Annotated in this window: 24 protein-coding genes; 11 read left to right on the top strand and 13 right to left on the bottom strand. The window is 68.2% G+C overall.

Going from position 1 to position 25484, the window contains the following annotated elements:
- Positions 1-92 precede the first annotated feature (92 nt).
- From ABIB15_RS00600 to ABIB15_RS00580, 5 genes are all read left to right on the top strand, one after another.
- A complete protein-coding gene (locus ABIB15_RS00600) occupies positions 93-401 on the top strand; it encodes a hypothetical protein (RefSeq protein ID WP_354474427.1) in 309 nt (102 codons plus the stop codon).
- 116 nt (positions 402-517) lie between these two features.
- Positions 518-1279 (top strand): SDR family NAD(P)-dependent oxidoreductase, encoded by a 762-nt coding sequence (locus ABIB15_RS00595; protein WP_354474425.1) that lies wholly within the window; start codon positions 518-520, stop codon positions 1277-1279.
- A gap of 13 nt (positions 1280-1292) precedes the next feature.
- Complete coding sequence (locus tag ABIB15_RS00590; protein ID WP_354474423.1) at positions 1293-2291, top strand: acetamidase/formamidase family protein; 999 nt, start codon at positions 1293-1295, stop codon at positions 2289-2291.
- A gap of 150 nt (positions 2292-2441) precedes the next feature.
- Complete coding sequence (gene vapB / locus ABIB15_RS00585) at positions 2442-2663, top strand: type II toxin-antitoxin system VapB family antitoxin (protein WP_354474421.1); 222 nt, start codon at positions 2442-2444, stop codon at positions 2661-2663.
- Entirely contained in the window at positions 2660-3064 is a 405-nt protein-coding gene (locus ABIB15_RS00580) for a PIN domain-containing protein (RefSeq protein ID WP_354474419.1), read from the top strand. The genes vapB and ABIB15_RS00580 overlap by 4 nt, the downstream gene beginning before the upstream one ends.
- Positions 3065-3088: 24 nt before the next feature.
- On the opposite strand, the gene ABIB15_RS00575 is transcribed toward ABIB15_RS00580, so the two are convergent.
- Complete coding sequence (locus ABIB15_RS00575) at positions 3089-4336, bottom strand: type II toxin-antitoxin system HipA family toxin (protein ID WP_354474417.1); 1248 nt, start codon at positions 4334-4336, stop codon at positions 3089-3091.
- Entirely contained in the window at positions 4329-4757 is a 429-nt protein-coding gene (locus tag ABIB15_RS00570; RefSeq protein WP_354474415.1) for a helix-turn-helix domain-containing protein, read from the bottom strand. The genes ABIB15_RS00575 and ABIB15_RS00570 overlap by 8 nt, the downstream gene beginning before the upstream one ends.
- A 141-nt stretch (positions 4758-4898) precedes the next feature.
- Here ABIB15_RS00570 and ABIB15_RS00565 point away from each other — a divergent pair, with 141 nt between their 5' ends.
- The 6 genes from ABIB15_RS00565 (at position 4899) to ABIB15_RS00540 (ending at position 15216) form a co-directional block, all read left to right on the top strand.
- Positions 4899-5543, top strand: a complete 645-nt coding sequence (locus ABIB15_RS00565; protein ID WP_354474413.1) for a TetR/AcrR family transcriptional regulator — start codon at positions 4899-4901, stop codon at positions 5541-5543.
- A gap of 94 nt (positions 5544-5637) precedes the next feature.
- Positions 5638-8166 carry an MMPL family transporter gene (locus tag ABIB15_RS00560; protein WP_354474411.1) on the top strand — a complete coding sequence of 843 codons (2529 nt, stop codon included), beginning with the start codon at positions 5638-5640 and terminating at the stop codon, positions 8164-8166.
- Positions 8167-8395: 229 nt separating this feature from the next.
- Positions 8396-9898: a DUF3375 domain-containing protein gene (locus ABIB15_RS00555; RefSeq protein ID WP_354474409.1), complete on the top strand. Its 1503-nt coding sequence runs from the start codon at positions 8396-8398 to the stop codon at positions 9896-9898.
- A complete protein-coding gene (locus tag ABIB15_RS00550) occupies positions 9895-10665 on the top strand; it encodes a DUF4194 domain-containing protein (protein ID WP_354474407.1) in 771 nt (256 codons plus the stop codon). The genes ABIB15_RS00555 and ABIB15_RS00550 overlap by 4 nt, the downstream gene beginning before the upstream one ends.
- Complete coding sequence (locus ABIB15_RS00545; protein WP_354474405.1) at positions 10662-14027, top strand: ATP-binding protein; 3366 nt, start codon at positions 10662-10664, stop codon at positions 14025-14027. Before ABIB15_RS00550 ends, ABIB15_RS00545 begins: the two co-directional genes overlap by 4 nt.
- Positions 14011-15216, top strand: a complete 1206-nt coding sequence (locus tag ABIB15_RS00540) for a Wadjet anti-phage system protein JetD domain-containing protein (protein WP_354474403.1) — start codon at positions 14011-14013, stop codon at positions 15214-15216. The genes ABIB15_RS00545 and ABIB15_RS00540 overlap by 17 nt, the downstream gene beginning before the upstream one ends.
- A 37-nt stretch (positions 15217-15253) precedes the next feature.
- Here the strand turns inward: ABIB15_RS00540 and ABIB15_RS00535 are convergent, their stop codons facing one another.
- The 11 genes from ABIB15_RS00535 to ABIB15_RS00485 form a co-directional block, all read right to left on the bottom strand.
- Complete coding sequence (locus ABIB15_RS00535) at positions 15254-16069, bottom strand: NmrA family NAD(P)-binding protein (RefSeq protein ID WP_354474401.1); 816 nt, start codon at positions 16067-16069, stop codon at positions 15254-15256.
- A complete protein-coding gene (locus ABIB15_RS00530; RefSeq protein ID WP_354474398.1) occupies positions 16066-16527 on the bottom strand; it encodes a MarR family winged helix-turn-helix transcriptional regulator in 462 nt (153 codons plus the stop codon). Before ABIB15_RS00530 ends, ABIB15_RS00535 begins: the two co-directional genes overlap by 4 nt.
- On the bottom strand, positions 16524-17165 hold the full coding sequence (locus tag ABIB15_RS00525) for an NAD(P)-dependent oxidoreductase (RefSeq protein WP_354474396.1): 642 nt from the start codon (positions 17163-17165) through the stop codon (positions 16524-16526). Before ABIB15_RS00525 ends, ABIB15_RS00530 begins: the two co-directional genes overlap by 4 nt.
- 310 nt (positions 17166-17475) lie before the next feature.
- Entirely contained in the window at positions 17476-17820 is a 345-nt protein-coding gene (locus ABIB15_RS00520) for an MmcQ/YjbR family DNA-binding protein (RefSeq protein ID WP_354474394.1), read from the bottom strand.
- Positions 17821-17894: 74 nt separating this feature from the next.
- Positions 17895-18890: a nuclease-related domain-containing protein gene (locus ABIB15_RS00515; protein ID WP_354474392.1), complete on the bottom strand. Its 996-nt coding sequence runs from the start codon at positions 18888-18890 to the stop codon at positions 17895-17897.
- Between the two features lie 110 nt (positions 18891-19000).
- Positions 19001-19960, bottom strand: a complete 960-nt coding sequence (locus tag ABIB15_RS00510) for a glycoside hydrolase family protein (protein WP_354474390.1) — start codon at positions 19958-19960, stop codon at positions 19001-19003.
- A gap of 4 nt (positions 19961-19964) precedes the next feature.
- Complete coding sequence (locus tag ABIB15_RS00505; RefSeq protein ID WP_354475108.1) at positions 19965-20756, bottom strand: carbohydrate ABC transporter permease; 792 nt, start codon at positions 20754-20756, stop codon at positions 19965-19967.
- Positions 20757-20925: 169 nt separating this feature from the next.
- Positions 20926-21879 (bottom strand): carbohydrate ABC transporter permease, encoded by a 954-nt coding sequence (locus ABIB15_RS00500; protein ID WP_354474388.1) that lies wholly within the window; start codon positions 21877-21879, stop codon positions 20926-20928.
- 58 nt (positions 21880-21937) lie between these two features.
- Positions 21938-23233: a sugar ABC transporter substrate-binding protein gene (locus tag ABIB15_RS00495; protein WP_354474386.1), complete on the bottom strand. Its 1296-nt coding sequence runs from the start codon at positions 23231-23233 to the stop codon at positions 21938-21940.
- An 81-nt stretch (positions 23234-23314) separates the two neighbouring features.
- Positions 23315-24358 carry a LacI family DNA-binding transcriptional regulator gene (locus tag ABIB15_RS00490; RefSeq protein WP_354474384.1) on the bottom strand — a complete coding sequence of 348 codons (1044 nt, stop codon included), beginning with the start codon at positions 24356-24358 and terminating at the stop codon, positions 23315-23317.
- A 230-nt stretch (positions 24359-24588) separates the two neighbouring features.
- Positions 24589-25449 (bottom strand): hypothetical protein, encoded by an 861-nt coding sequence (locus tag ABIB15_RS00485; protein ID WP_354474382.1) that lies wholly within the window; start codon positions 25447-25449, stop codon positions 24589-24591.
- Between the last annotated feature and the right edge of the window lie 35 nt (positions 25450-25484).

Below are 25484 nucleotides of genomic sequence, written 5' to 3'. Positions count from 1 at the left end.
GAGTGCCCCCGAGGAGTACCTTGCCCGAAGGTGGGGCGGGACGCTGGCTCACTCGACGCCATGCGGGTCGCCTCTTGTTGAGAGGAACAACCATGAAACGCATGACTGTTGGGTGCGTCGTTGCACTCGGGCTCGTCTTCTTTGGCGCCAGCTCAGCTCAGGCAGGCGAGACCGCCGGCAACGGGAAGCCGATCCCCGGCGCACTGAACGCCAGTTCGGCGTGCGCCTATTCGGGTCAGGACCTCCCCGACGCCCAGGAGAACCAGCCGCCCCAGTTCAACGACGACTTCGTCACGGACGGGCGCGTGCAGAGTTATGGCCGGTACGTCAGCCACGGCCTAAAGGATGCGGTGCCGAGCCCGGGCGAAGCCTGCCGCGGCAACGTGGACTTCGGGGAATAACCTGCCGATCCATCGACGTAACGGAATTTGTGAGCGACGCCGCCCGAGGGAGCGCGTCGCTCACTTTTATGTTCGGTAGTTCCTCACCCGCCGCACAAAAATGGCAGTATTGCTCAATGGACCTGAACCTCACTCGAAAGACTGCACTCGTCACCGGCGGAACCAAGGGAATCGGGCGGGCCATCGTCGACGCATTCGTCGCCGAGGGCGCCAATGTCGCCTTCTGCGCGCGCGACGCCGATGAAGTCGCGGCCGTCGAGGCCGCCTACAAAGATGCCGGGCCGACGGTGCTCGGCTCCGTGCTGAACGTGCGCGACGCCGCCGACCTCACGGCCTGGGTCGACGACACCGCGGTGCGGCTCGGCGGCATCGACATGATCGTGGCCAACGTGAGCGCCCTGGCGATCCCCGACACGGCGGAGAACTGGGTCGAGTCGTTCGAGGTCGACCTCATGGGCACCGTCAACCTCGTCAAGGCCGCGCTCCCTTATCTGGAGAACAGCCCCGCACCCTCCATCGTCGCGATCTCGAGCGTCTCCGGGAGGGAGGCGGACTTCGCATCCGGCCCCTACGGCACCGCCAAATCCGCGATCATCGGCTACATCTCGGGGCTCGCCCTGCAGCTGGCCGACAAGGGAATCCGCGCCAACGTGGTCTCCCCCGGCAACACCTACGAACCCGGCGGAGTATGGGCGGGCATCGAGACCGGCAACCCCGACCTGTTCTCCCTGGCGATGGGGCTCAACCCGACCGGCCGCATGGGCACCCCGCAGGAGATCGCCGACAGCGTGGTGTTCATCTCGAGCCCGCGGTCGAGCCGCACGAGCGGCACGAACCTGGTCGTCGACGGCGCGCTGACCCGAGGCATGCAGTTCTGATGGATATCGCCTGATGGAGATCATCGAGTTCACCCCGGAGCGGTCGCAGTACGTCTACACGTTCGGCGGGGCCGAGCCGGTGATGCGTGTGAACCCCGGCACGGCTCTCGCCCTCTGGTCGGAGGACGCCTACAACCACGCCCTCCGCTCGGTCGACGACCTCGCGAGCGCGAACCTCGACGTGCGCTACCTCAACCCACAGACCGGCCCGTTCTACATCGTCGGCGCCGAGGCCGGCGACACTCTCGCCGTGCACATCGTGAGCCTCACCCCGGCGCGCAGCTGGGGAGCATCCGCCACCATCCCGTTCTTCGGGGGCCTTACGAGCACCGACCGCACAGCGATGCTGCAACCCGCGCTGCCCGAGGCCACTTGGATCTACGAGGTGGACACGGATGCCGGAACCGTCGGCTTCCAGTCGCGATTCGGCGACTTCGAGGTGGCGCTGCCGCTGGCCCCGATGCTCGGAACGGTGGGCGTGGCACCCGCCGGCAGCGAGGTGCGGTCATCGCTCGTCCCGGAACGGTTCGGCGGCAACATGGACACCCCCGAGATGAAGGCTGGCACCACCGCCTACCTCGGCGTCAACGTGGAGGGCGCCCTGCTCTCGATCGGCGACGGGCACTACCGGCAGGGCGAGGGCGAGGCCTGCGGCACGGCGGTCGAGGGCGCCATGAACTCGGTGATCATCGTCGAGCTGATCAAGGGCGCGGGGCCGCTGTGGCCCAGGCTTGAGAACGACGACTACTGGATGGTCGTCGGCTCGTCGCGTCCGATGGAGGACGCCTGGCGGATCGCGCAGCTGGAGATGACGCGGTGGATGTCGGAGATGTTCGACCTGCACGAGATGGATGCCTACCAGCTGCTCAGCCAGATCACCGAGACACCGATCGCGAACGTGGTCGACACGAACTACAGCGTGGTGGTGAAGGTTCCGAAGAAGTACTTCACCCGCGTGCAGGCGTTCGACGGAATGCACCGGGAGCTGCGGGGGCGCGCGCGGCGCGTGTGAGTATCTACCGGCAGCATCCGTCGCGCTCGCGCTGGTGCTGTTCACTCATGCCGTCAGCCGCGGGATGGCGCATCCTGAACCCTTTGACCCCCTCGACTTCTCCAACCATCGGGAGATATCATCTGATTGCATCAATCGAGAGGAGCCGGAGTGGCCGACATTCTGATCCGAAACCTGCCGGATGCGGTTGTCGCCGACATCGATGCGGATGCCGCCCGCCTGGGGCTCTCCCGAGTCGAGTACGTTCGGCGACAGCTCATCCGAGAGTCGCAGCGTTCACGTCTTCGCGTCACCGTCGAGGATCTTGTCGCATCGTCGAACCTGATGAACGACTTGCTCGATGACGACCTGATGGAGCGCGCCTGGCGGTGACCGGGTGGCTGATCGACAAGTCTGCTCTTGTGCGACTTGGCGCGAGCCGGGACCGAGCGATCTGGGCCGAACGAATCGAACGCGGGCTCGTCAGCGTGTGCTCCGTCACCCGGCTTGAGATTGGCTACTCCGCTCGGTCCGAGGAGGATCTGCGGACCCTGCTCGCGTCCGCCCCAGTGGCGGCGCTTCTAGTCGAGTACTTCACTCCCGACATTGAGGAGCGAGCCATCGAGGTGCAGGCCGCGCTCGCCGCGCGATCCCAACATCGTGCACCCTCGTTGGCCGACCTCCTGCTCGCAGCGATGGCCGAGCGTCGACGGCTCACCATTCTGCACGTAGATAAAGACTTCGACCTTATCGCCGCGGTCACCGGCCAGCAGGTCGAAACGCTGGAGATGTGACGGCCCTCAGCACGCGCCATCTCGCTAAGCCGTTGACTTCCGCTCACCGGTGGGCCGCCCGGCCAACAGATTCTCCGTGAACCCCGCGATGTCGTCCCGCAGCGTCGGATGCGCGCCCGCATCCGGTGTCTCCCCCTTCACAAACGCCGCGACCGCCTCAAGCACCTCCATGACCATTCCACGAGCCGAACCGAGCTTCCAGGACTCACCCTCGGCGATGAGGTCATCTGCCGTGATCGCGGCGTGAAGATACGTGCCGTTGATCGCCAGCGCCATCCGCCCGCCACTATCGAGGTGCGTCTGCGGAACGATGTCGTAGGCCGGGGCGATCGTCGTGGAGCCGTCGAGCAGGTGCAACATGCTGACGTTCTTTCCGTGCATGTCGAGGTTGCCGAGCGCCTGCGACAGGGTCAGCAGCCGCAGCAGCTGTTCGACGGATCGCCGATCGCCGCTGCGCCCCAGCACTCCGGCGATCCGTCGCAGCGAAACCTTGCCGCCGAACTCCTGATACTTCTCGTTCTTCGATGCCCCGAGGGCCTGGTTCATGTCCTCCTGGTGGATGCGGCCCTGCGGCGCCTCGTCCGACCTGTCGTAGCGTTCGATGACGAGGCCGCGCACTCCACCGAAGTCCTCCAGCCAGGCGTCGAAGCTGGAGAGTCCGACGGCCCTGGCCGCGCGGAAGCCGTACTCCTCGTCGAACGTGATGGTGGGATGCCGCAACGACGGCGGCTTCACGATGTGGGTGGACGGGTAGCCGTCGAGCACCTGGAACCAGTGCCCGTCCGCGCGCGCCAGCACGATCTTGTCCTGCACGCCGGCCAGCGAGGTGCGTCCGACGCCCGGCCGGTTTCCGAGCGGGGCGGCGCCGGGGTTGGCCAGCATCCGTCCCACCTCCTCCGTCTCGACCGGGGCGAGCCTGGGGGTGCGCGGCTCGCCCGGCGCCTCGGGGTCGTATATCTGCACGGCGCCGGCGACGTCGCGGCCGTACTGCGCCAGCAGCGGGATGATGTCGTCGTCCGAGACCCGCAATTGGGCGGCGAGATTGTCGAGCGCCGTGCCCTCGGGAAGCAGCTCGGCGAAGAAGTTGCGCCGTCGGCCCGCCCTGCTGCGGTTCGCGACGAGCTCGAACGGAACCGACTCGGAGAGCACCGTGCTGCCGAGCCCGAACGTCCCGATGGCGTTGGGGTCGGTGACGAAATCGAAGCTTCGGCGGTCGGTGCCGACGAGGTGGCCCACGAGCTCGCCGTAGAGCTCCACGCGCAGGTCAGCCATGCGTGTCGTCTCCGGGTTGCGTGGCGGGATCGACCTCCATGTACATCCGGATGCCCGTCTCCCGCATCATCGCGAAGATGCGCTCGAGCACGATCGTGTTCTTGCCCGACTCCAGCGCCCAGATGTACTTCTGGTCTGTTTCGAGCCGTTCCGCAAGGTCGCGCTGGGTGAGCCCGCTGACGAGGCGGCCCTGCTGCAGCATCCGCCCCAGAGCCTCCGGGCTTCTCACTTCTCCGCGTGCGGCCACGCTGCACCTCCTGACGGTGTTATTGACTTCACTGTATCTGACGGCGTTATCGCCGTCAAGTGGCCTGACGGAGTTTTTGCCGTCAGACCGCTCGTGCTGCAGGTTGACGGCATCCGCACGCTCGTGCTGCAGGTTGACGGCATCCGCACGCTCGCGCTGGTGCTGTTCACTCATGCGGGTGCGATTACAGGCGCGCGAGTGAACAACGACCGCATGAGCGGGCGGGATGCACGTGCGGGAAGCCTCTGCCGAATTCACAGCGTCTCGACAGCGGGATGTGTGCATCGGGTGCATCGATGCACTTAGTGTAAGTAGGTGACATCGACCACCCCCGCCCTCGATCGACGGGCCGCCCTCAAGGCGCGGCACCGCGAGGCGATTCTGGATGCTGCGGACGCCCTGATCCGCGAGCGCGGCAACTCGCGGTTCAGCGTCGACGAACTCGCCGAGCGCGCCGACGTCGCCCGGCGCACGGTCTTCAACCACTTCGCCTCGCTCGACGACATCGTCGTCACCACCTGCACCCGGCTGCTGACCGGCACCGCCGAACAGTTCCGAGTGCTCACCGGGGAGACCCTCATCATCGAGGGCAGCCGCGCCACCTTGCTGCCCGACCTGGTCGCGGGCATCTCTCGCATCGACTTGCCCTCCGTGATCTCCTACCTCGCCGGCGTGCTGCACGACGAGGGCGCCGACGGTCGCTCGCACGCCGTGATGAATGACGTCTTCACCCGCACCACCGAGCAGCTGTCACGCGAGATGGCCGCGCGCAGCGCCCCCGCCCACCAGCTCGAGGTGGAGATTCTCGTCGGCTCGCTGATGCACGGGGTCAGCGTGATCGCGCGGCACTGGGTCGAGCGCACCGGCGGCACCGTCGACGCCGACTCGCGAGCACTCTGGGCCGAACTGCTCGACCGGCTCGTCACCACCCTCCGCTCCGGGCACGGCACCCACCCCTGATCCGTCCCCGGCTCGTCCCTCCTTCTCAATGACGCGCTGAGACAGAAGCATCCATCGCACCGCTCACATCGCAACATAAGGAAACCTGAGAAACATGGCATCCCTCCTCTACCGGCTCGGTCGGTTCTCCGCCCGCCGGGCCTGGCTGGTTATCGTTTCGTGGGTGGTCATTCTCGGCCTCAGCGGCGGCGCATTCGCGATATTCGGCGGCGCGCTCAGCTCAGCCGTGAGCATCCCGGGCACGGCGACGCAGGAGGTCAGCGACGAGCTGGCCGAGAAGTTCCCGTCCGCGAGCGGCGGGCGCGGATCCGTCGTCTTCACCACCAGCGACGACTCCGCGTTCACCGACGCGCAGAAGGCGGCGATCGGCGAGCTGCTCGCCGACGCCACCGACCTGCCCGAGGTGAAGTCGACGCTGAACCCGTTCGAGACGCAGGAGCAGATCGACGCGCAGGCGCAGACGATCGCCGACGGTCGCGAGCAGATCACCGAAGGCGAAGCACAGCTCGAGGCGGGACAGGCGCAGATCGACGCCGCCCAGGCACAGCTGGACGCCGGTCAGGCGCAGCTCGACACCGCCCGCGCCCAGGCCGAGGCGGCCGGACAGCTCGCCGCAGCACAGCCGCAGCTTGACGCGCAGCAGGCCCAGCTCGACGCCGGCGCCGCGCAGATCGCGGAGCAGCAGGCGACACTGGATGCCGGCCGCGCCGAGCTCGAGGCCCAGAGCACGACCCTCGAGGAGGGCGCCGACCTGCTCGGCCTCGCCTCGGCCATCCGCCAGGTCTCCTCCGACGAGACCACTGCCGTGGCCAGCATCCAGTTCGACACGTCCCTCAACCTCGTCAGCGCCGAGTCGAAAGAGAAACTCATCGAGGTGATGAACGACGCCGACATCGACGGAGTCGAGGTCGAGGTGTCGAACGACCTCGCGTCGACAATTCCCGAGATCCTCGGCCCAGGAGAGATCGGCGGAGTCATCGTCGCCGCTGTCGTGCTGTTCGTCATGCTCGGCACCCTGATCGGGGCGAGCCTGCCGCTGATCAACGCCATCATCGGCGTGGGAGTCGGCGTTCTCGCCTCGCTCGCCCTCTCCGGCAGCGTCACCATGCTCTCGATCACCCCGGTGCTCGGTGTGATGCTCGGCCTCGCGGTCGGAATCGACTACTCGCTCTTCATCCTCAACCGGCACCGAACGCAGCTGAAGAACGGGGTGTCGCTCGAGCACTCGATCGGACTCGCGAACGGCACATCGGGCAACGCCGTCGTCTTCGCGGGATCGACCGTGCTGATCGCGCTGATCGCGCTCAACCTCACGGGCATCCCGTTCCTTGGGCTCATGGGCACGGTCGCCGCGGTCTGCGTCTTCGTCGCGATCCTCATCGCGATCACGCTGACTCCGGCGGTGCTGCGCCTGGTCGGAACGAGAATCCTCACCACGAAGGCGCGCGCCCGTGTCGGCAGCGCCGACCACAGCGCACGCGTGCCCAGCAAGCCGATGAGCACGGTCCGCGCGGTCGTCACCGTGCTCGCGGGCGTCACGGTGCTGCTCATCATCGCCATTCCGGCACTGTCGATGCGCCTCGGACTCCCCGCCGGATCGTCCGAGCCGATCGGATCGAGCGCGTACAACGCCTACAAGCTCGTCGACGACAAGTTCGGTGCCGGGGTCAATGGGCCGTTGCTCGTTGTGGCCGACCTCGACTCCGCCATCACCGACGAGACCCTCGTCGCCGAGCAGGTGCGCATCGGCACCGAGCTCATGGCCGTCGGCGACATCGTGGCCGTCGCGCCCATCGGCGCATCCGACGACGACCTGCTGCTGGCCTTCCAGGTGATTCCGGAGGAGGGACCGACGAGCGAATCGACCGAGCAGCTCGTGCGCGACCTGCGCGGCCTCGAGGTCGAAGGGGTGAGCTCGCTCGGCGTCGCCGGCAACGCCTCGGGCAACATCGACGTCAGCGAGAAACTGGCCGACGCCCTGCCGCTCTACCTGCTCGTCGTCGTGGGACTCTCGCTGATCATTCTGATCTTCGTGTTCCGCTCGATCCTGGTGCCGGTCACGGCGACCCTCGGGTTCGTGCTGTCGCTGTTCGCCGTGTTCGGCGGCATCACGGCCGTGTTCCAGTGGGGCTGGCTCGCGCCGGTGTTCGGGGTGCACGACCCGGGACCAATCCTGAGCTTCCTGCCGATCCTGGTGGTCGGCATCCTGTTCGGGCTCGCGATGGACTACCAGCTGTTCCTGGTGAGCGGCATGCGGGAGTCCTACGTGCACGGCACACCGGCACGGCTCGCGGTGCAACGCGGGCTGCATGCCGGACGCGCGGTGGTCATCGCCGCGGCGCTGATCATGATCTCGGTCTTCGGCGGGTTCATGTTCTCGAACTCGGTGATGATCCAGTCCATCGGGCTGGGGCTGGCGCTCGGCGTGCTGCTCGACGCGTTCGTCGTGCGACTGCTGGTGATCCCGGCCGTGATGCACCTGCTCGGCGACGCCGCGTGGTGGATGCCCAAGTGGCTTGACCGCATCCTGCCCAATGTCGACGTCGAAGGGGCGTCGCTCGAGCGGGCGAATCCGGGCGTGGCGCCCGAAGCCGCGACGGATGCCGAGAAAGTTCGAGTCTGATCGGTCGGCGGGTTTCGAGACGCGCCAGGCGCCGGGCTCAACCGGCATCCGCAACGCACGCGAGAGTGCCCGGCTCAACCGGCATCCGTCGCGCTCGCGCTGGTGCTGTTCACTCATACGGGTGCGATTTCATCCGCGCGAGCGAACAACGACCGCATGAGCGGGCGGATGTCCGCGCGAGGAGGTCCCGCCGTCCCTCGATGTCGCAGGGGTTCGGTAGCCTCGATCCATGACCCGCAGCGATGCCGCCCTGGTGCAGAGCGCGGCCCGGTTCGACCGGGTTCGCCGAGACTCCGCGTGGTCGCTGCTGCGCGCCAGCCAGGCCCCCATCGTGCTCGCGATCCTGCACGCGAACTTCATCGGTTCAGGCGAGGCGCGGGTGCAGGCGACCGTTCTGTTCGAGCGGATCGGCGACGACCTCGAGGCGCTGCGGGTGGCCGGGCACGAGCTGCCGCAGTCGCCCCAGCGTTACGTGGCGGACTGGCTCGACGCCGGTTACCTCGAACGGCGCACCGGCGCCGCGAGCACCGGAAGCACCGCAACCAGCGCGGCCGAGACCTACGAGCTCTCCGCGGACGCACTCGCGGCGCTGCGGATCGCGAACGAGATCGTCTCACCGCCGCGGTCGGTCACCGAGAGCCGGCTGACCACGGTGATGGGCCAGCTCGAGCAGCTCGCGATCGACACCGACACCGACGTCGCTTCCCGTCTCGAGTCCCTCACCCGGGAACGCGAGCGGCTCGACCAGCGCATCGCGAGCATCCGCGAGGGGCGCATCGACGTCGTCGCCCCGGATGCTGCGCTCGAACGCATCCGGGACATCCTGCTTCTCGCCGAGCAGCTCCCCGCCGACTTCGCCCGGGTGCGCCGCGACGTCGAGTCGCTCAACGTGCAGTTCCGGCGCGACATCATTGAGAGCGACGGGGCGCGCGGCGAGGTGCTCGATGCGCTGTTCCGCGGCGTCGACGTGCTGCAGGACAACGAGGCGGGCCGCAGCTTCGGCGCGTTCTACGCGCTGCTGATCAACCCCGAGCGCAGCGCCGGGCTCGACCGCTCGATCGACGACGTGCTCACGCGCGATGCCCTCGGCTCGCTCAGCCCCGGCGAGCGCATCGCCCTGCGCACCCTCGTCGAGCGCCTCACCTCCCGCGGCGGCGAGGTGCACGAGGTCTACGCCTCCCTCGCCCGCAGCCTGCGCACCTTCGTGCAGCAGCGCGAATACGTGGAGGAACGCCGCGTCAGCCGGCTGCTCAAGCAGGCGCAGCGCGCGTTCGGCGAGCTCAGCGGCGAGGGCAGCCTGATCCGCCCGACCGGGTTCACCCTCAGCCTCAGCAAGGCGCAGCTGAGATCGGTCAGCCAGCTCACGATGACCGCGCCCGACACCGAGCGACCGCCGGGGCTGGTCGACAACGCCCCGGTCGAGCTCGACCTCGACCGGGTGCGCGAGCTCATCAACGAGAGCGACATCAACCTCTACGAGTTGCGCCGCAACGTCGACGCGACCCTCGACGACCTGCCGGTGGCGAGCATCAGCGATGTGCTCGACCGGTATCCGGCGACGCAGGGACTCGGTAGTCTCATCGGGCTGCTGTCGATCGCGCTCGAGCGCACGGTCGACGGTCGCGCCGTGCTCGTCGAGAACGAGCGCGACCTGGTGGCCTGGGGCGACGCCGGGCTCGCCGCCCGCGTGCCCACCATTCTCTTCACCCACTCGAGCGAGGAGCACCCATGACCCCGGCCCGCACCGCCGCGAACGACACCGCCAACCCGATCGAGGGCGACGACACCGCAGCATCCACCCTCTTTGTCGGCGACACCGGAACCCTTGACCTCGACACCCGCCTCGCCCTCGTGAAGCTGCTGCGCGGACCCTTCCTCGACGGCAGCCGCGAGCCCGCGCGATGGGCCGCCCTGAAGCGCTCCAAGGTCGCGGTGCGACGCTACCTGAGCGAGATCTTCCTGCTGCTCGTCATCGACGACGGCGAGCGGATCGCCTTCACCCAGCAGGCGAGCGAATCGGATGCCGTGATCCCCAGCGTGCTGCGCCAGGTACCGCTCACCATGATCGACAGCGCCCTCGTGCTCTTCCTGCGCGGGCAGCTCTCCGCGGTGGCCGGCACCGGGCAGCGCGCGATCGTCGGCTTCGACGACATCACCGCGCAGCTCACTCCGTACCGCCGCGAGGGCACGACCGACGAATCCGCGCACCTCAAGCGCATCAACGGCGCGGTGCGCAAGATGATCGACGCCGGCGTGCTCGCGAACACCTCCACCGAGGGGCGCTTCGAGGTCTCGCCGGTGCTGCGCATCCTGTTCCCGGCCGAGCAGATCGCCGCGCTGACCGCCGCGTACGAGGCGCTGCGCGGGGCGGATGCTGGGGACGCGCGGCTCGACGGATTCGACGCGGCACCAGGCTCCGGCAGCACCGGCTCCGGCAGCACCGACGACGACGCGACCGACGGCACACCCGACACCGACGACACCGAGGACGACGCATGAGCGACGACACCCTGTTCGACGACCTCGACGGCGCCCTGCGGAGCAGCCGCGGGCAGCATCGACTCACCGGAATCCAGCTCGTCAACTGGGGCACATTCGCCAACCACCACCGCATCGACGTGGCCGAGAAGGGGTTCCTGATCACCGGGGCATCCGGATCGGGCAAGTCCACGATCCTCGACGCGATCTCGGTCGTGCTCGTGCGCCCGAAAGATCTGAACCTCAACGCCGCCGCGGGTGACGCCGGCCAGCGGGTGCGCGACCGCACCGTGCTCAGCTACGTGCGCGGCTCGTGGTCGATCAACGCCGACGAGATCACCGGCGAGGTCGCGACCCAGCAGCTGCGCCCGGGGACCACCTGGTCGGCCATCGCCCTGGACTACTCCGACGGCCGGGGCGTCGAGACCACCCTGGTGCGGGTGTTCTGGGCGGCCCGCGGGGTCACGGACCCGAGCGGGGTGCGCAGCGTCAACCTCATCCTGGACCGCCGGTTCGACCTGACCGAGCTCGAGGCGGTGCTCGCCGACGGCCTCAGCCTGCGCACGGTGAAGGCGCTGCTATCACCCTGGTACGCGGGCGACCAGTACCCCGCGTTCCAGGAGAAGTTCGCCCGCAGGCTCGGCGTCGGCGGCGAGCGTGCCCTGCGCCTGCTGCACAAGACCCAGGCCACCAAGGGGCTCACGAGCCTCGACTCGCTGCTGCGCGACTTCATGCTCGACGAGCCCGAGACCTTCGCCATCGCCTCGCGCATGGTCGAGCAGTTCGACGAACTCTCCGCCGCGCACGAGGCGGTGCAGACCGCCCGCCGGCAGGTCGCCCACCTCGAGCCGGTGCGCGGGCTCAACGCCGACCTCGGCACCCTCACCGCGCGCGCCGCCGACCTCGAGGCCGAGAACGAGGCGACCGACTGGTACGTCACCGAGCGGGCCATCGCGCTGCACCACGACGAGATCGCCCGCACCCAGCGGGAGCGGACGGATGCTGCGGCCGAGGAGGCCACCTTCGAGGCCGACCTCTCACTGGTCACCGACCGCATCGACGTGCTGCGCGAGCAGCACCTCACGGCGGGCGGTGGCCGGCTCGACGGCATCCGCTCGGAGCGGGACGGCGCCGCCGGCGAGCTATCGTCGCGCACCCGCCGCCAGGGCGCGCTGCGCTCGCACCTGACCGTGCTCGGCGCGACCACACCCGCCACCCAGGGTGACCACGCCGAGCTGGTGAACCAGGCGCAGTCCGAGATCGACGCGATCTCGGCCAGCGGCGCCGAGGTCGACCGGGAGCAGTACGACGCCTTCGCCGGCGCCGACGACGCGAAGCGCAGGCTCGCCGCGGTGCGGGCCGAGATGGCCACCCTTGCCTCGAGCCGGTCGAACATCGACGGCGCCGACCTGAGGCTGCGCGACGAGCTCGCCGCCGCCGCCCGGGTCGACCCGAAGCGGCTGCCATTCGTCGCGGAGCTGCTCGACGTTCCCGAGGAGCACGCCGAGTGGCGCGGAGCGATCGAGCGGCTGCTCGGCGGGTTCGCGCGGTCGGTGCTCATTCCCGAATCGGTCTATGCCGCGGCATCCGCTTACATCGACAGCACCCACCTCGGACGCAAGCTGCTCTACTACCGGGTGCCGCGCGAGGTGACCCAGAAGCCCCGGGCCATCGGGCCGGACTCGGTGGTGCACCGGATCGAGGTCGCCGACTCCCCCGCCGCCAACTGGCTGCACGCCGAGCTGAGCCAGCGGTTTGACTACGCCTGCGCCGAGAGCCTCGCCGCGTTCCAGCGGGCCGAGAAGGCGATCACCCGCAACGGGCAGGTGCGGCACGGCAGCTCCCGGCACGAGAAGAACGACCGCTCGCGCATCGACGACCGGCGGCAGTGGGTGCTCGGCTTCGACAACGCCGCCAAGCAGCAGCTGTTCGCCGCCGATGCGGAACGGCTGCAGGCGGAGCTGGACGTGGCCGAGGCGCAAGTGACGGCCGTGCTCGGCCGGCGCACCGCCGCGCAGGCGCGACTCGACGCGTGCCGCCGCATCGTCGAGACCCCGTGGGACGACATCGACACGGCGAGCGCCGCGCAGCGACTGCACGGCCTCGACAAGCTCATCGCCGAGTTCGCGTCCACCCACCGCGACCTCGCCCGGCTCGACGAGCAGATCGCTATGCAGAAGGCGGAGGCGGCGGCGCTTGAGCAGCAACTGCGGGCAGCGGGCGGGCGCGTGCACGCGGCATCCGACTCGCTGAAGCGGCTCGCGCGCGGCCTCGAGGAACGGCAGGCGACGCGTGCCGAGCTGCAGCCGGCGGGGGCGACGGCGCTGTCGCGGCTCGAGGCCCGGTTCGCGGCACGGTCGCGCAGCCTGACCCTCGACCGGCTCGGCGACCTGCGCGCGGACGTGCAGAAGGAGATCGCGGGCGAGACGACGGCGGTGGAGCGCAGCATCCGCTCGATTCGGGAACGCCTCACCCAGCTGTTCACCGAGTTCAAGGCGGAGTGGACGGCGGAGGCCGCCGACGTCGACACGGACGTCGAGGCGACCGGAGAGTACCTGCGCATTCTCGAGCGGATCGAGCACGACGGGCTGCCGCAGTTCGAGACGAAGTTTCTGAACATGCTGCAGGACCTCTCCACGATGTCGCTCGGGCAGCTGCGCCGGCAGATCGACCAGGAGCGGCGGCAGATCCGCGACCGGATCGCGCCGATCAACGAGTCGCTCGCGCTGAGCGACTACGGGCACGGCACGATTCTGCGCATCGACGTGAAGGAGCGGCAGCTCGCGCTCGTGAACGACTTCAAGCGCGATGTCGCGGCGGCGACCGACGAGTCCCTCGTCAACGATCCGACCCGGGCGACCGAGCGGTTCGAGATTCTGCGGCGGCTCGTCACCCGGTTCGGCAGCCCAGAGCCGGAGCATCGGCACTGGCGCGAGCAGGTGCTCGATGTGCGCCGGCACGTGGAGTTCGAGGCGCGCGAGATCGGCGAGGGCGGCGAGACCGTCGAGATCCACACGTCCGGGGCCGGCCGCAGCGGCGGGCAGCGCGTCAAGCTTGTCACCTTCGCTCTCGCGGCGGCGCTCCGATACCAGCTCGGCGGGCGCAACGCGGAGCGCCCCGACTACGGCACCGTCGTCATCGACGAGGCCTTCGACAAGGCCGACGCCGACTTCACCGAGAAGTCGATGCGCATCTTCGAGCAGTTCGGGTTCCAGATGGTGCTCGCGACGCCGATGAAGCTCATCCAGACCCTCAGCCCGTTCATCGGCGGGGCGACCGTCATCCACATCCGCGACCGCAAGGAGTCGTCCGCGTTCCCGATCGATTTGGTCGAGCTGACCGCGACGCCTGCGCAGGAACGAGCCGATGCGCTCGATCGCTGACGCCCGGGCCGAGGCCCGGCGCGTGTGCGACCGCAACCTGGCCGGCTGGGCGTGGGCGACGGTGCGCGGCGAGCCGGCCACGCGCAGCCCGCTCACGATCGCCCTGCAGCCGCCGACCGGCGACGAGGCCCTCGACCGGGTCGCGGAGTTGCGTGAGTGGTCCGCGGCCTGGCACGACTTCGCCGGGCCGGGCCGGGTGGAGTTCGCGGTGCGCCGGTTCCGGTATGTGGGCGCGCAATCGGTGCCGGTGCGCCTCGTGCTCGAACAGCCGGCCGACGTGGCGGTATTCGTCGGCGCCTCCTCGCCGTGGGGCATCCTGGTGCGCCGGCTCGCGGAGCTCGTCGCCTCGTGGCCCGAGCTGTCGCGGCCGGATGCCGGTGCCATGCGCCGCCTGCTCGAGGCCCCGGCCTCGTCGTGGTCGCACGTCGTCGGATTCCTGCGCTGGTCGGCCGACCTCGACCTGTCCGAGCTGCTGCCGCGCCAGATCGCCTTCCCCGGAGTCGACAGCAAGTGGTTCGGCCAGTACCGGCCCCTGCTCGTGGCGCTACGGGCCGCGGGGGCGGGCGACCGGCCGCTCGAGACGCGGCGGATCGACGCGCGGATGCTGGTGCGCGTGCTCGACCCCGCGCTCCGCGCACACATCGGCGGCCTCGGCGAGTTCGCCGCCCCGGTCACCGAGCTCGCCCGGCTCGACTGGCAGCCGACCGAGGTCATCATCTCGGAGAACCTGCAGAGCGCCTACTCCTTCGACGACCGCCCCGGATGCCTCGTGCTGGCGGCACAGGGCTACGCGGTCGACGTCTACGGCCAGCTGCCCTGGCTGCGGCGCGCGCGCATCCGGTACTGGGGCGACCTCGACACGCACGGCTTCGCGATTCTGAACCGGCTGCGGCACCAGCTGCCGCGGGTCGACTCGGTGCTCATGGACGCCGCCACCCTGCTCGCGCATCGCTCCCTGTGGGCGAGGGAGGAGAAGCCGCAGTCGGCGCAGTTGCCGCTGCTGACGGCATCCGAGCGGGAGGCGTACGAGGTTCTGCTGGCCGAGCCGAACGCGCGGCTGGAGCAGGAGCGATTGCCGTGGGGCGTGGTGGAGGAAGCCTTCGGGGCCCGCTCTGGCCGCGAATCGACGGGGACGCTCGATGCTCGCCCGCAGCTAACCTCATTAGGGATGCCCCCAGACCTCGCCTGACCCTCTTCGCCGCACTCGACTCCACCCATCCGATCGGTCAGGTTCGCGCCCAGACCGCCTTCTCACGCTCCGCGAACTGGGCGAAGGTCGTCGCCGGCCTGCCCGTCAGGCGCCGGATGCTGCGGTTCGGGAGCGCCGACACGTTCGCCCGCACCACCCGGTAGATCATCTTCTGCACCTCGATGTAGTCCGCGGGGGCACCCTGCCCGGTGAGGCGCGCGACATACTCCTGGGCCGACGGTGCCGCGTAGCGCACCTCGTAGCCGAGGGCGGCGGTGAGCTGCCGGGCTACCCCGTAGTAATCGTGGGACTGCTCGCCCGACAGCGTATAGGCCTTGCGCAGGTGCCCGGGCCGGGTGAGGACCACTGCCGCCACCGCGCCGAGGTCGTCGGTGTCGACGAAGGCAGTGCGGCCGCGAACCGCCGGAACGAAGATCTCGCCCCGGTCGCGAATGTCGTCGCGGTACGAGGTCGACAGGTTCTGCATGAAGAAGTTCGGGCGCAGGAACGTGAACGGAGCCGACCGCGCCCTCAGATACTTCTCGACGGCATGGTGCGGAGTCTTCGTGTTGAACTGCACGCCCTGCAGCGAGAGGAAGACGATTTTCCGCACTCCGGCATCCAGCGCACTGTCGATCAGGGGGAAGAGATACCGCGCCACGTCGGAGATCTGCGGGGGTCGCAGCAGGAACATCCGGTCCACGCCGGAGCCCGCCGTCGGGTCCGCGGTATCGGCGCGCACCCCCGAGATCACCGTCTCCCCGGCGAGCACGAGATGCCGGGCGACCGCCCGCCCGACGTTGCCGGTCGAACCGGTGACGAGCACCGCACCGCGCGGGCCGCGCCGGCTCACTGGGTGTCCGGGTCGCGGAGCAGCGACAGGATGCGGTCGAGCTCGACGATCTCAGCGACGCTGAGCGCATCGAACCGTGGGGCGATGCCGTCGAAGTAGGCCCGCTGAAACTGGTCGACCTCGACGCGCGCCGCGTCGGTGAGCCGGATGATCCGGCTCCGCCGGTCGGCGGGGTTGGTCTCGCTCGTGACGAGGCCGACGGCGCGCAGCGCGTCGACCGTCTGGCTCACCGCGCTGCTGGTGACCCGCAGCCCGTCGGCCAGCTCGGACACGCTGGCGCCGTCGGACTGCGAAAGTGCGAAGAGCAGGTTCATGGGGCCGCGTCCGAGGTCGTACGACTTGAACGGGTATGCCCCGCTCGCCGCGAAATCGCGGGTGACGACACCAATGCGCGCAACCACCCGGTGCAGCGACGCCTCGCGCTCGCCGGTGGTCACCGGCTGGTCGCCCGGGGTCACCGGCTGACGAACGGCAGCTCGCGCACGAACTGCCGGTCATCCACTTGACTCAGGATGAACCTCGCAAGGTCCCCACGTGAGATCTGAGTGCTGGCGTTCACTCCGACCCAACCGACGCGGTACGTGCCGGTCACCGGGGCGTCGGTCAGGCGCGGCCCCCGAACGACGGTCCAGTCGAGGCCGCTGTTCTTCAGCACCTCGAGGTGCCGCCTCGCGTCGTCGAGCACCTGCGGCGCGAGTGTCTTCAACAGGAACCGGATGACGCGGTCCGCCACCCCGGGACGATCGTGCTCCTCGGCGGGCAGCCCCCCGCCCGACAGCGAGATGATGCGAGTGATCTGCTCCCGCTGCATCGCCTCGACGATGTTCCGGGTGCCATCGGTCTGCACCGTCGGCGGAGAACCCTTCACATGTCCGAACACGCTGATCACGGCATCCGTTCCGCGCAACGTTCGCTCGACCGCGGCGGCGTCGAGAACGTCGCCCGGCACGATCGTCAGGCGGTCGGATGCCTGGGTGATCGCCTCGGGACGTCTGGCGAGGGCCCGCACCGTGTGCCCATCCGCGAGCGCCTGGGCGAGCACAAGCCGACCGGTGCGCCCGGTCGCGCCGAAGAGGGCAATGGTGGAGTTGGTCATGGATTTATGTTAGCAACTTAAGCAAATGCGGCTCAGAAATCTCGATAAGCGCGCCCGTCTGTGGCGGTTCGCAGGGCTGCGGGTGGCGCTGGCTGCCGGGATCCCGCAGACAACAGCGCCCCAATCACAATCGCAGCCGGCGCAGCCGAAATGTCCGGCGGCGCACTGGCTCGTCGCCAAATCGGGCCCCCGCGGTCGTTATTCGCTCGCGCCTATGCGATTACAGCCGCTCGGGCGAACAACATGCGCGCGCGCGATCGGACCGCCGCCTGCGCTGTCCGCAGCATTCGCGCGAGCGAACAGCATCCGCTCAGCGCGGCGCGCGCCCCACCCGCGGACGCACCAGCGCGTGGCTGTCCCGCACCAACTGCTCCACGAGCTCGCCCGCAACCTCTCCCCCGACCACGATCGTGAGCCAGTGCTTCTTGTTGAGGTGGTAGCCGGGCGTGATTTCGCTGTGGGCAGCGCGGTGCGCGAGGGCCTCCTCCGGGTCGCACTTGACCGAGATCGTGAGGCGGGCGTCATCCAGCCCGGAAAGCGCGAAGATCTTGCCGTTGCCCGAGGTCTTGAACACCGACGTCTCCTCACCGAACGGGAACGTCTCGACGGCCTGCGGAAGAGACAGGCACAGGTCGCGGAACTCGTCGGGCGTCATCGCGCCACGGTAGCGCGGGCCACGCTCGTGCGCCACACGTCGCGCGGTGCGCCACACGTCGCGCGGTGCGCGACCTACGGCGTGAACAACTCGATGTACCCCGCGGTCAGTTGTGGTGCGTACTGGGCCAGCACCAGGATCCCCGCGACCGCCGCCGCGGTGAGGCCGGCGACCCACAGCATCCGTCGCCCTCTCGCCGCGCGCACCTCCCGGTCGAGGCGCTCGAATCGCACCAGCAGGTCGGGATCGGGTGCCGTGGCCACACGCCAGTTCGCGGGGGCGTCGAGCACCGCCACGACGTCGAGCACGACCTCGGGCGACAACACCTCCGCGCGCCGCGTGAGCCACCGGCTGAGGCGGCGCGCATCCACGACCTGCACACGCTTCGGCGCCCGTTTGATGGTGATCGACCTCGGATCGACCAGCGCGATCATGGGGACCACGGGCGAGGCGAGATCCCGCTCGAAAAGAAGACGCTCGACCCGGTCAGCATCGAACGCCGAATTGCGCAGGTGGGGCTTCGAGTGTCCGGACACCATGAACGTGCCCCCGGCGATCCAGACCGGCTTGTTGTTGTGGTGTTTGGTATTGATGACGAAGACGCCAGCGGGTCCGACGACGACGTGGTCGATGTCGGAGTCCCGCTTGCCGACCGGAAGCGCGTGAAAGACCGCCCACTCCGCGGGTAACGCCGCGAGCACGCGACCGACGGCGATCTCGCCCAGCGCACCGAGGTACCACGACAGGTTGTCGTCGGCGAGCGGCGAGATTCCCAGGAATCGGGCGATCCTCGAACGCGGGCGCGCTCCACTCTGCAGCTCGAGCAGCCGCTCGATCACGAGCTCGCCTGGTGCTCGGGCGCGCATAGTAGTTATCGGAATGGTCATCGTGCTCCCCGGGTTCCCTACAACGTACTGACGGCGCATGCCGTCGCGGCAGTCCCACAATTGGGGCGGGCTGCCCTCCCGGGCGCGCGGGTGCGGCAGTCGCAGCGAGCGGGGGCCGGCGGCCGCCAGCGCCGCGCCGCTGTCGGATGCCGGGTGCCGGGCATCGGCGCGGTCATTGTTCACTCACGCGCATGCGATTACCAACGTGTCAGCCTGTGGTGAGACAAACCGCGCGAGCGATCAACATGCGCGCGAGCTGACGTTGCGCGCCAACACCCGCGCGAGCGCTGCTCCTACCCGCCGGAGCGAGCGACGCCGACAGGCGCCCCGCGCGCCTCGGCGACCAGCGCCGCGAACGGCACCGGATCCGCCAGCATCCCGACGAAGACGCCATCCTCCAGATTGCGAAAGGCCAAGAACTGCCAGTCCCCCGCGCGGTCGCGCACGATGCGCCCCGCGTACCGCGAATCATCCGTCAGCTGAACCGCGCCGGCAATGTCGAAGGGGCCCGATGCCGACTCTCCGGTCGCCGCCCAGACGCCGCCAGTCCCGGCATCCGCATGCCGACGTGAGGCGATCTCGCTGCGCAGGCAGGAGAACAGCAGCATCCATTGGCCGTCGACGAACTCGACCTGCGGAACCTCGAGCTGGCCGAATCCGCCGTCCGGGGTGGAGACGGGCTCGCGCACGGTCCAGTCGAGCAGGTCGGGCGAGGTCGCGTGTCCGATTACCCCGCGCTCGCGCGCGGAGCCGGCGTTCGACCGCGCGGTAATGAGCATGTGCCACTCGTCCGCTCCGCGGTACACCCACGGGTCGCGCCACGCTTCGTCGAACCAGACGCCCGAGTCGCTTTTCTCGTACCAGGTCGGATCCGCCTCGATCACGAGGTCGTCGACCTTGGTGAACGTGACCAGATCGTCGGAGACCGCCACGCCGATGCGCTGCGTCGTGTGCGTCGGCACGTCGTTGCAGCCGGTGTAGAAGAGGTACCAGCGTCCGTCGTCGCCGCGGACCGTCGAGCCGGTCCAGGTCGCAACCTCGTCGAAGGCCGGGGCATCGCCGCGCACGAGCGCGTCGGGCAGCCGGGTCCAGTCGGTGAGGTTCGTCGACACGGCGTGGCCGATGGATGCGCGGCGATGGCGGCGGTCGGGGACGTGCAGGGCCTTCGAGGCGAACAGGAAGAACAGGTGATACTCGTCGCCGGTGTCGGCGATCCAGAAATCCCAGGTCCAGGAGTCGGGCAGCTGAAGCATGTTTCTATCCCTTCACACCGCTGGACGCGATGCTGTTGACGAATGAGCGTTGGAACGCGATGAACAGGGCGACCACCGGCAGCGTGATGAGCGAGGTGTACGCCATCACCTCGCCCCAGGAGACGTTGAGCTGGAAGAAGTACTGCACGCCGACCATGACCGGCCGCAACTCCTCGCTCTGAACGACCATGAGCGGCCACAGGTAGGAATTCCACGCGGGAAGGAAGGTGAGGATCGCAACCGTGGCGATCGCCGGCCCCGACAGCGGCATGACCACCTTGCGGTAGATGCGGAACCAGCCGGCACCATCCATCCGGGCGGCCTCGTCGAGCTCCTTGGGAATCGACTCGAAATATTGATGGAATAGGTAGATCGAGAAGGCGTTGGCGATGAAGGGGATGATCTGCACCTGATAGCTGTCGAGCCAGCCCTGCGTGAATGCGAAGCCGGAGGCATCCAACTGGAACGCCGGAAGCTGGTTCACCCACCACACGAGCGGCAGCGCGAGGGTCTCGAAGGGCACGATGAGCGTCGCGATGATGAGGGTGAGGATGACCGACTTTCCGCGTACGCGCATCCTCGACAGGGCGAACGCGGCGAGGCTGTTGATGAGCACCCCGAGGGCGACCGTGACGACCGAGATCCCGATCGAGTTGATCAGGAACCTGGCGGCCGGCACCCGGTCGAAGACGGCCACATAGTTGTCCATCGAGATGTTGCCGACCGGCAGGAAGGCGGCGATCGACGAGAGGTCGCCGAAGATCTGCTGGTCGGGTTTGAGCGACGAGACGAACATGAACAGGATCGGGAACAGGAAGACCACGGCGAGTGCGATGCGCGCGAGCAGGCTCAGGACGCCGGGACGGGAGCCGCGCGTGCGGGCCGACCTTGTCGTGCGGCGCCGTGCCGGTGGGCCGACCGGGGACGCGACCGGCGGGGCGGCGACAGGGTGGATGACGACCATGTCACACCTTCTCTCGGGTCAGGTAACGCTGGATCGCGGCGATGGCGAGCACGATCGCGAAGAAGACGAGCGAGATCGCGGATGCGTATCCCGTTTCCTGCTGCCTGAACCCGGATTCGACGGCTTCGTACACGACCGTCGTCGTCGAGTTGAGCGGGCCACCCTGGGTCATGACACTCACCTGGGTGAACAGGCTCAGCGCGCCGATCGTGATGGTGACGAGGATGAGGCTCCTGGTGGCGCTGAGGCCCGGCCAGGTGATGTACCGGAATCGCTGCCAGCGCGTCACCCCGTCGATGTCGGCCGCCTCGTACAGCTCGGCCGAGATCGTCTGCAGGCCCGAGAGCCAGATGATCATGTGGAACCCGACCCCCTGCCACACGGACATCAGGATGATCGCGGGCATCGACGTGGCGGTGTCGTTGAGCCAGTCCGGGCCTTCGATCAGCCCGAACGAGAGTCGTCCGATGATGATGTTCACCAGGCCGTCCTGGCGGTACATGAACAGCCAGAGGAGCGACACGACGACCATCGACGTGACGACGGGCAGGAAGTACACCGTGCGGAAAAAGGTGGTGCCCTTGGTCTGAACGTTGATGAGCAGCGCCATAACGAGCGCGAGACCAGCCTGCAGAGGCACGACGACGATCGCGAAATAGGCCACATTGAGCAATGCGCGGAAGAACGCCTCGTCGGCGAACAGGCGGGCGAAGTTCTCGAGGCCGCTGAACGATGCGGGGTACGGCGAGACCAGGCGCGCGTTCGTGAAGGCGAGCCCGAAGGCGAGCAGCGCCGGCACGAAGATGAAGACGACGAGCAGCAGCACTCCCGGCGCAAGCATCGTGAGACCGACGATCTCCTCGCGGCGTTCGCTCCTGCCGCGCTTGCGCTTGGTGCTGGTCGGGGCGGATGCCGAAGGTGTTCGCGCCAACTCTGGCGCCGTTGCGGAAGTCATGGTTTTCCTCTCAGCCGGAGTCGAGGGCGCGCCATACCTGACGCGCCCTCGAGACGGGCTATTCCTGAGTGAATCCGTCGTTGGACTTGATGTTCTGGTCGATCGCCTTCGCGGCGGCGTCCAGGGTCTTCTGCGGGTCTCCGCCGTTGATGATGTCCTGGGTCGCCTTGGCGAACTCGGTCGCGATGAACGGGTACGCCGGGGTCTCCGGGCGCAGCACCGCATAGGCCTCGGAGAACTCCCGGAACACGGCGAGCTCGCCACCCTCCTCATACCCGGGCACGAGCGCGGCGGCCTCGACCGTGGCGGGGATCGTGCCGGTCGCCTCGGACACCGCGGCGATGTACTTCGGCTGCAGCGAGAACGACAGGTAGTCCATGGCGGCTTCGGCGTCCGCGCATCCGGTCGTCACGCCCCACTGCCACGAGCCGCCGCCGATCTTCGGACCGGTGCCGAAGTCGACTGTCGGCATGACGACGAGGTCGTCGCCGAGCACCTCGCGGGTGCTGGTGGCGGCCCAGCTGCCGGTGTAGAGGATCGCGCTTTGGCCGTTCTGGAAGTCGAGCGTGGAGTCCTCGCCGCTCTTCGCCGCGGCGTACTCGTTCTCGATGACGCCCTGGAACCACTCGGCCCAGGCGATGGCCTCCTCGCCGTTGATCACTCCCTCGGCGCTCTGGAAGTCGGAGCGGTCGATCAGGTCGCCTCCGAAGGACTGGAGGAACGGCGAGTAGGCGTAGGGCAGCCATTCCCCGGTGCCGGCGGTGCCGAGGTCGAGCGGGTAGTCCCAGCTCCCGTCCGCCTTGAGGGTCTCAAGCGCGTCATCGAACTCCTCGGCAGTCCACGGCTCCTCCATCGTCGCGATGCGGATGCCGGCGTCCTCGAGCACGGACTTGCGGGCGAAGGTGGCCAGGGCCACGTCGTAGTAGCCCACGGAGTAGGTCTCGTCGTTCCAGACGCCGAGCGTGCTCGGCAGGTTCTTGTCGAGGTCGACGCTGAGTTCGAGGGGTGCGAGGTACTTGGCCCAGGCCCAGTTGGGCACGTTGGGCCCATCGATGTCGACGATGCAGGGCAGCTTGTTCGCGGCCGCGGCGGCCACGACGGAGTCATTGTAGGAGCCCTGCGGGAACGCCTGCACCTCGATCTTCGTGTCGGCCTGGCTGGCGTTGTAGTCCGCGACGATCGCCTCGATCGCCTCGAGCTCTGCCGGGTTTCCGGCATTGTGCGTCCACAGGGTCAGCACGCCGTCGGCGCCATCCGACCCGCCGGAAGGTGTGGTCGCGCAGCCGGCCAGGGTGGCGACGACGGATGCCGCGGCTAGACTTGCCGCGATCAGGCGCTTCTTTGCGAGCTTCATTCTTGGTTCCTTTGGTTGGGTGTCAGGGTGGATCATCGGCGGGAGTGGCCGATCGTCACGGTCGTTTCAGCGGCCGTGAAGCTAGTGCGGTTGCCCCGCGCTCGCGTCATCGCGGGGCGGGGCAACCGATTCTCGTTGCACAAGGGGACAGACGAGGCGCGCGTGTTCCGGCTGGAGGGTGTCGTCGGCATCGAGCTCGGCGCGGAGTCGACGGATCGCCCACTGCCCCATCTCGAAGTGCGGAAGTGCGACGGTGGTCAGCCCGGGGAACAGTGCGCCGGCGATCAGTTCGAAGTTGTCGACGCCGACGAGCGACAGGTCGTGCGGGATGCTGAGCCCGGCGAGCGATGCAGCCTGGTACGCGCCCATGGCCATCTGGTCGTTGAAGCAGAAGAGCGCGGTCGGCCGCTCGCGCCGAGACAGCAGGGCTGATGCCGCCGCGCGACCCCCTTGGGCGGTCGACCCACTCGTCGCGACGAGCGACTCGTCGAAGGCGATTCCGTTGGCGTTCAGGGTGTCGCGGTAACCAGCGAGGCGGCTGTGGGTCGCGGGGATGTCGTCCTCATTGGCGAGGTACCCGATGCGACGGTGGCCCGCTGCAATGAGGTGCTCGATCGCGATCCGCGCCGCGCCCCACTCGTCGGGAACGACCGAGGAGATCGCCACCGCATCGCTCTCCGCGTCGAGCAGCACGGTCGGCACGCTCGCGAGCGTATCGGGAAGAACGACCTTCTGGTGGTACATGCGGGCGTAGACAATGCCGTCGACTTGGTGCTGGAGCAGGGCGCGGATCTCGCGACTCTCGAGATCAGGATCCAGATTGGAGTTGACGACCATGAGCACCCAATCGAACTCCGCCGCTGCCTCCTGCGCACCGAGCACGACGCGGCCGGCGAACGGCGTGGTCGCAATTTCGTCGCTGACGAACCCGATGGTTTGCGACCGGCTGCTGCGCAGTCCGCTCGCAAGGCGGTTGGGGGCGTAGCGAAGATCCCTGGCGATGGCCCGCACACGCTGGCGGGTTCCCTCGCTGAGAGCGCCGCCGCCGCTCAGCGCGTGCGACACGGTGGTGACAGACACGCCGGCCGCGGCCGCCACGTCCCTGATTCCCACTCGGTTGCTCATCGTCGAACTCCTCCAAAAACGTTTTTGTGGTTGGTGGATTGAGGTTACATGAACGTTTTTGTAGATGTCAATGGAAATGTTTGCTCACTGCGCGTGTGCCTATCCCTTGACGCAGTTCGCCGGTCGATCCGGGGGCGCTCCTCGGCGACGATGTCCCGCACGACAGCAGATGGCGGCGGCACCGCAGTCGGTGCCGCCGCCATCAGCCGATCAGCGAGCCATTCGCTTCCTCATTCGGTGCAGTACACGTCGACGAAGTACGTGGCGTTGCCCGCGCTGTGGTTTTTTACAACGACCGGGACCAGCACGGTTCCGCCGGCGGGAATGTACGTCTTCCCATTCGCCCCAAGAACATAATCGATCGTGCAGCCGCTCTGGTCGCTCACCTGAATCGTGTGAGTTCCCTGCTCGGCAGCCTCGACGTGGGCCTCGTGGAAGGCGAGGATAGCCGGGTTGTACTCGGAGTACTTGTCGTTGCTGGCGCCGTTGGTGTCGGTCCACACTGCGAGCAGTCCGTCCACCGGCTCGGGAGAGCCGTGCTTCCAGAAGCGCGTGTCGATCTCCACGATTCGCGAGTCACGGACCTTGAAATTGTCGGTCTTGCTGAATCTCGGCACAAAGCAGTTTTTGTTGCCGGGTGCGGAACAATCCAGTTGCGAGGTCGGTGTCACCCAGACCTTGTAGACCCCCCCGTTGTTCGGAGTGTCGGCGTAGGGGAACATTTGCACCGTTGCACCGCCGTCCTCACCGTCGGAACCCGTGGCATGCACACAGGCACCGACGACGTCGTCTATGACGCCGAGGGCGTTGACGCTGAACTGTCGGCAGGAGACTGCATCGCTGGAGAGAAGCGTCCTGCCCGAGGGGTCAGTGACTTGGAACGAGTAAATGTCCGCGGGGAGCCCGGCGGCACTGTCCGGCGCGTTGATTCCGGGTCCGCCGTTCAGATAGACGTCCTGCTTATCCTGGTAGATATTCAGATTGACCGGTGTGCCGGAACTATCGGTCGTGAAGATGGCTCCGGAGAGTGGTGCGGCATACGCGGGAAGCGCGACACTCATCAATGCGACGGTCGCGACGCCGGCGGCCAAGGCTAGCTTTCTGAACATGGTTGTAATCCCATCTG

Origin of the sequence: Marisediminicola sp. UYEF4 (assembly GCF_040546025.1) — a bacterium.
In the GTDB taxonomy this organism is placed as follows: domain Bacteria; phylum Actinomycetota; class Actinomycetes; order Actinomycetales; family Microbacteriaceae; genus Marisediminicola.
This window is presented reverse-complemented; position numbering and strand designations above follow the sequence as displayed.

Coding starts and splice junctions, on each gene's coding strand:
- ABIB15_RS00525 (WP_354474396.1), bottom strand. CDS start 17,165: ATGACCAACTCCACCATTGCCCTCTTCGGCGCGACCGGGCGCACCGGT.
- ABIB15_RS00555 (WP_354474409.1), top strand. CDS start 8,396: ATGACCCGCAGCGATGCCGCCCTGGTGCAGAGCGCGGCCCGGTTCGAC.
- ABIB15_RS00570 (WP_354474415.1), bottom strand. CDS start 4,757: ATGAGTGAACAGCACCAGCGCGAGCGTGCGGATGCCGTCAACCTGCAG.
- ABIB15_RS00500 (WP_354474388.1), bottom strand. CDS start 21,879: ATGACTTCCGCAACGGCGCCAGAGTTGGCGCGAACACCTTCGGCATCC.
- ABIB15_RS00520 (WP_354474394.1), bottom strand. CDS start 17,820: ATGACGCCCGACGAGTTCCGCGACCTGTGCCTGTCTCTTCCGCAGGCC.
- ABIB15_RS00540 (WP_354474403.1), top strand. CDS start 14,011: ATGCGCTCGATCGCTGACGCCCGGGCCGAGGCCCGGCGCGTGTGCGAC.
- ABIB15_RS00495 (WP_354474386.1), bottom strand. CDS start 23,233: ATGAAGCTCGCAAAGAAGCGCCTGATCGCGGCAAGTCTAGCCGCGGCA.
- ABIB15_RS00510 (WP_354474390.1), bottom strand. CDS start 19,960: ATGCTTCAGCTGCCCGACTCCTGGACCTGGGATTTCTGGATCGCCGAC.
- ABIB15_RS00575 (WP_354474417.1), bottom strand. CDS start 4,336: ATGGCTGACCTGCGCGTGGAGCTCTACGGCGAGCTCGTGGGCCACCTC.
- ABIB15_RS00545 (WP_354474405.1), top strand. CDS start 10,662: ATGAGCGACGACACCCTGTTCGACGACCTCGACGGCGCCCTGCGGAGC.
- ABIB15_RS00560 (WP_354474411.1), top strand. CDS start 5,638: ATGGCATCCCTCCTCTACCGGCTCGGTCGGTTCTCCGCCCGCCGGGCC.
- ABIB15_RS00600 (WP_354474427.1), top strand. CDS start 93: ATGAAACGCATGACTGTTGGGTGCGTCGTTGCACTCGGGCTCGTCTTC.
- ABIB15_RS00590 (WP_354474423.1), top strand. CDS start 1,293: ATGGAGATCATCGAGTTCACCCCGGAGCGGTCGCAGTACGTCTACACG.
- ABIB15_RS00505 (WP_354475108.1), bottom strand. CDS start 20,756: ATGTTCGTCTCGTCGCTCAAACCCGACCAGCAGATCTTCGGCGACCTC.
- ABIB15_RS00490 (WP_354474384.1), bottom strand. CDS start 24,358: ATGAGCAACCGAGTGGGAATCAGGGACGTGGCGGCCGCGGCCGGCGTG.
- ABIB15_RS00550 (WP_354474407.1), top strand. CDS start 9,895: ATGACCCCGGCCCGCACCGCCGCGAACGACACCGCCAACCCGATCGAG.
- ABIB15_RS00595 (WP_354474425.1), top strand. CDS start 518: ATGGACCTGAACCTCACTCGAAAGACTGCACTCGTCACCGGCGGAACC.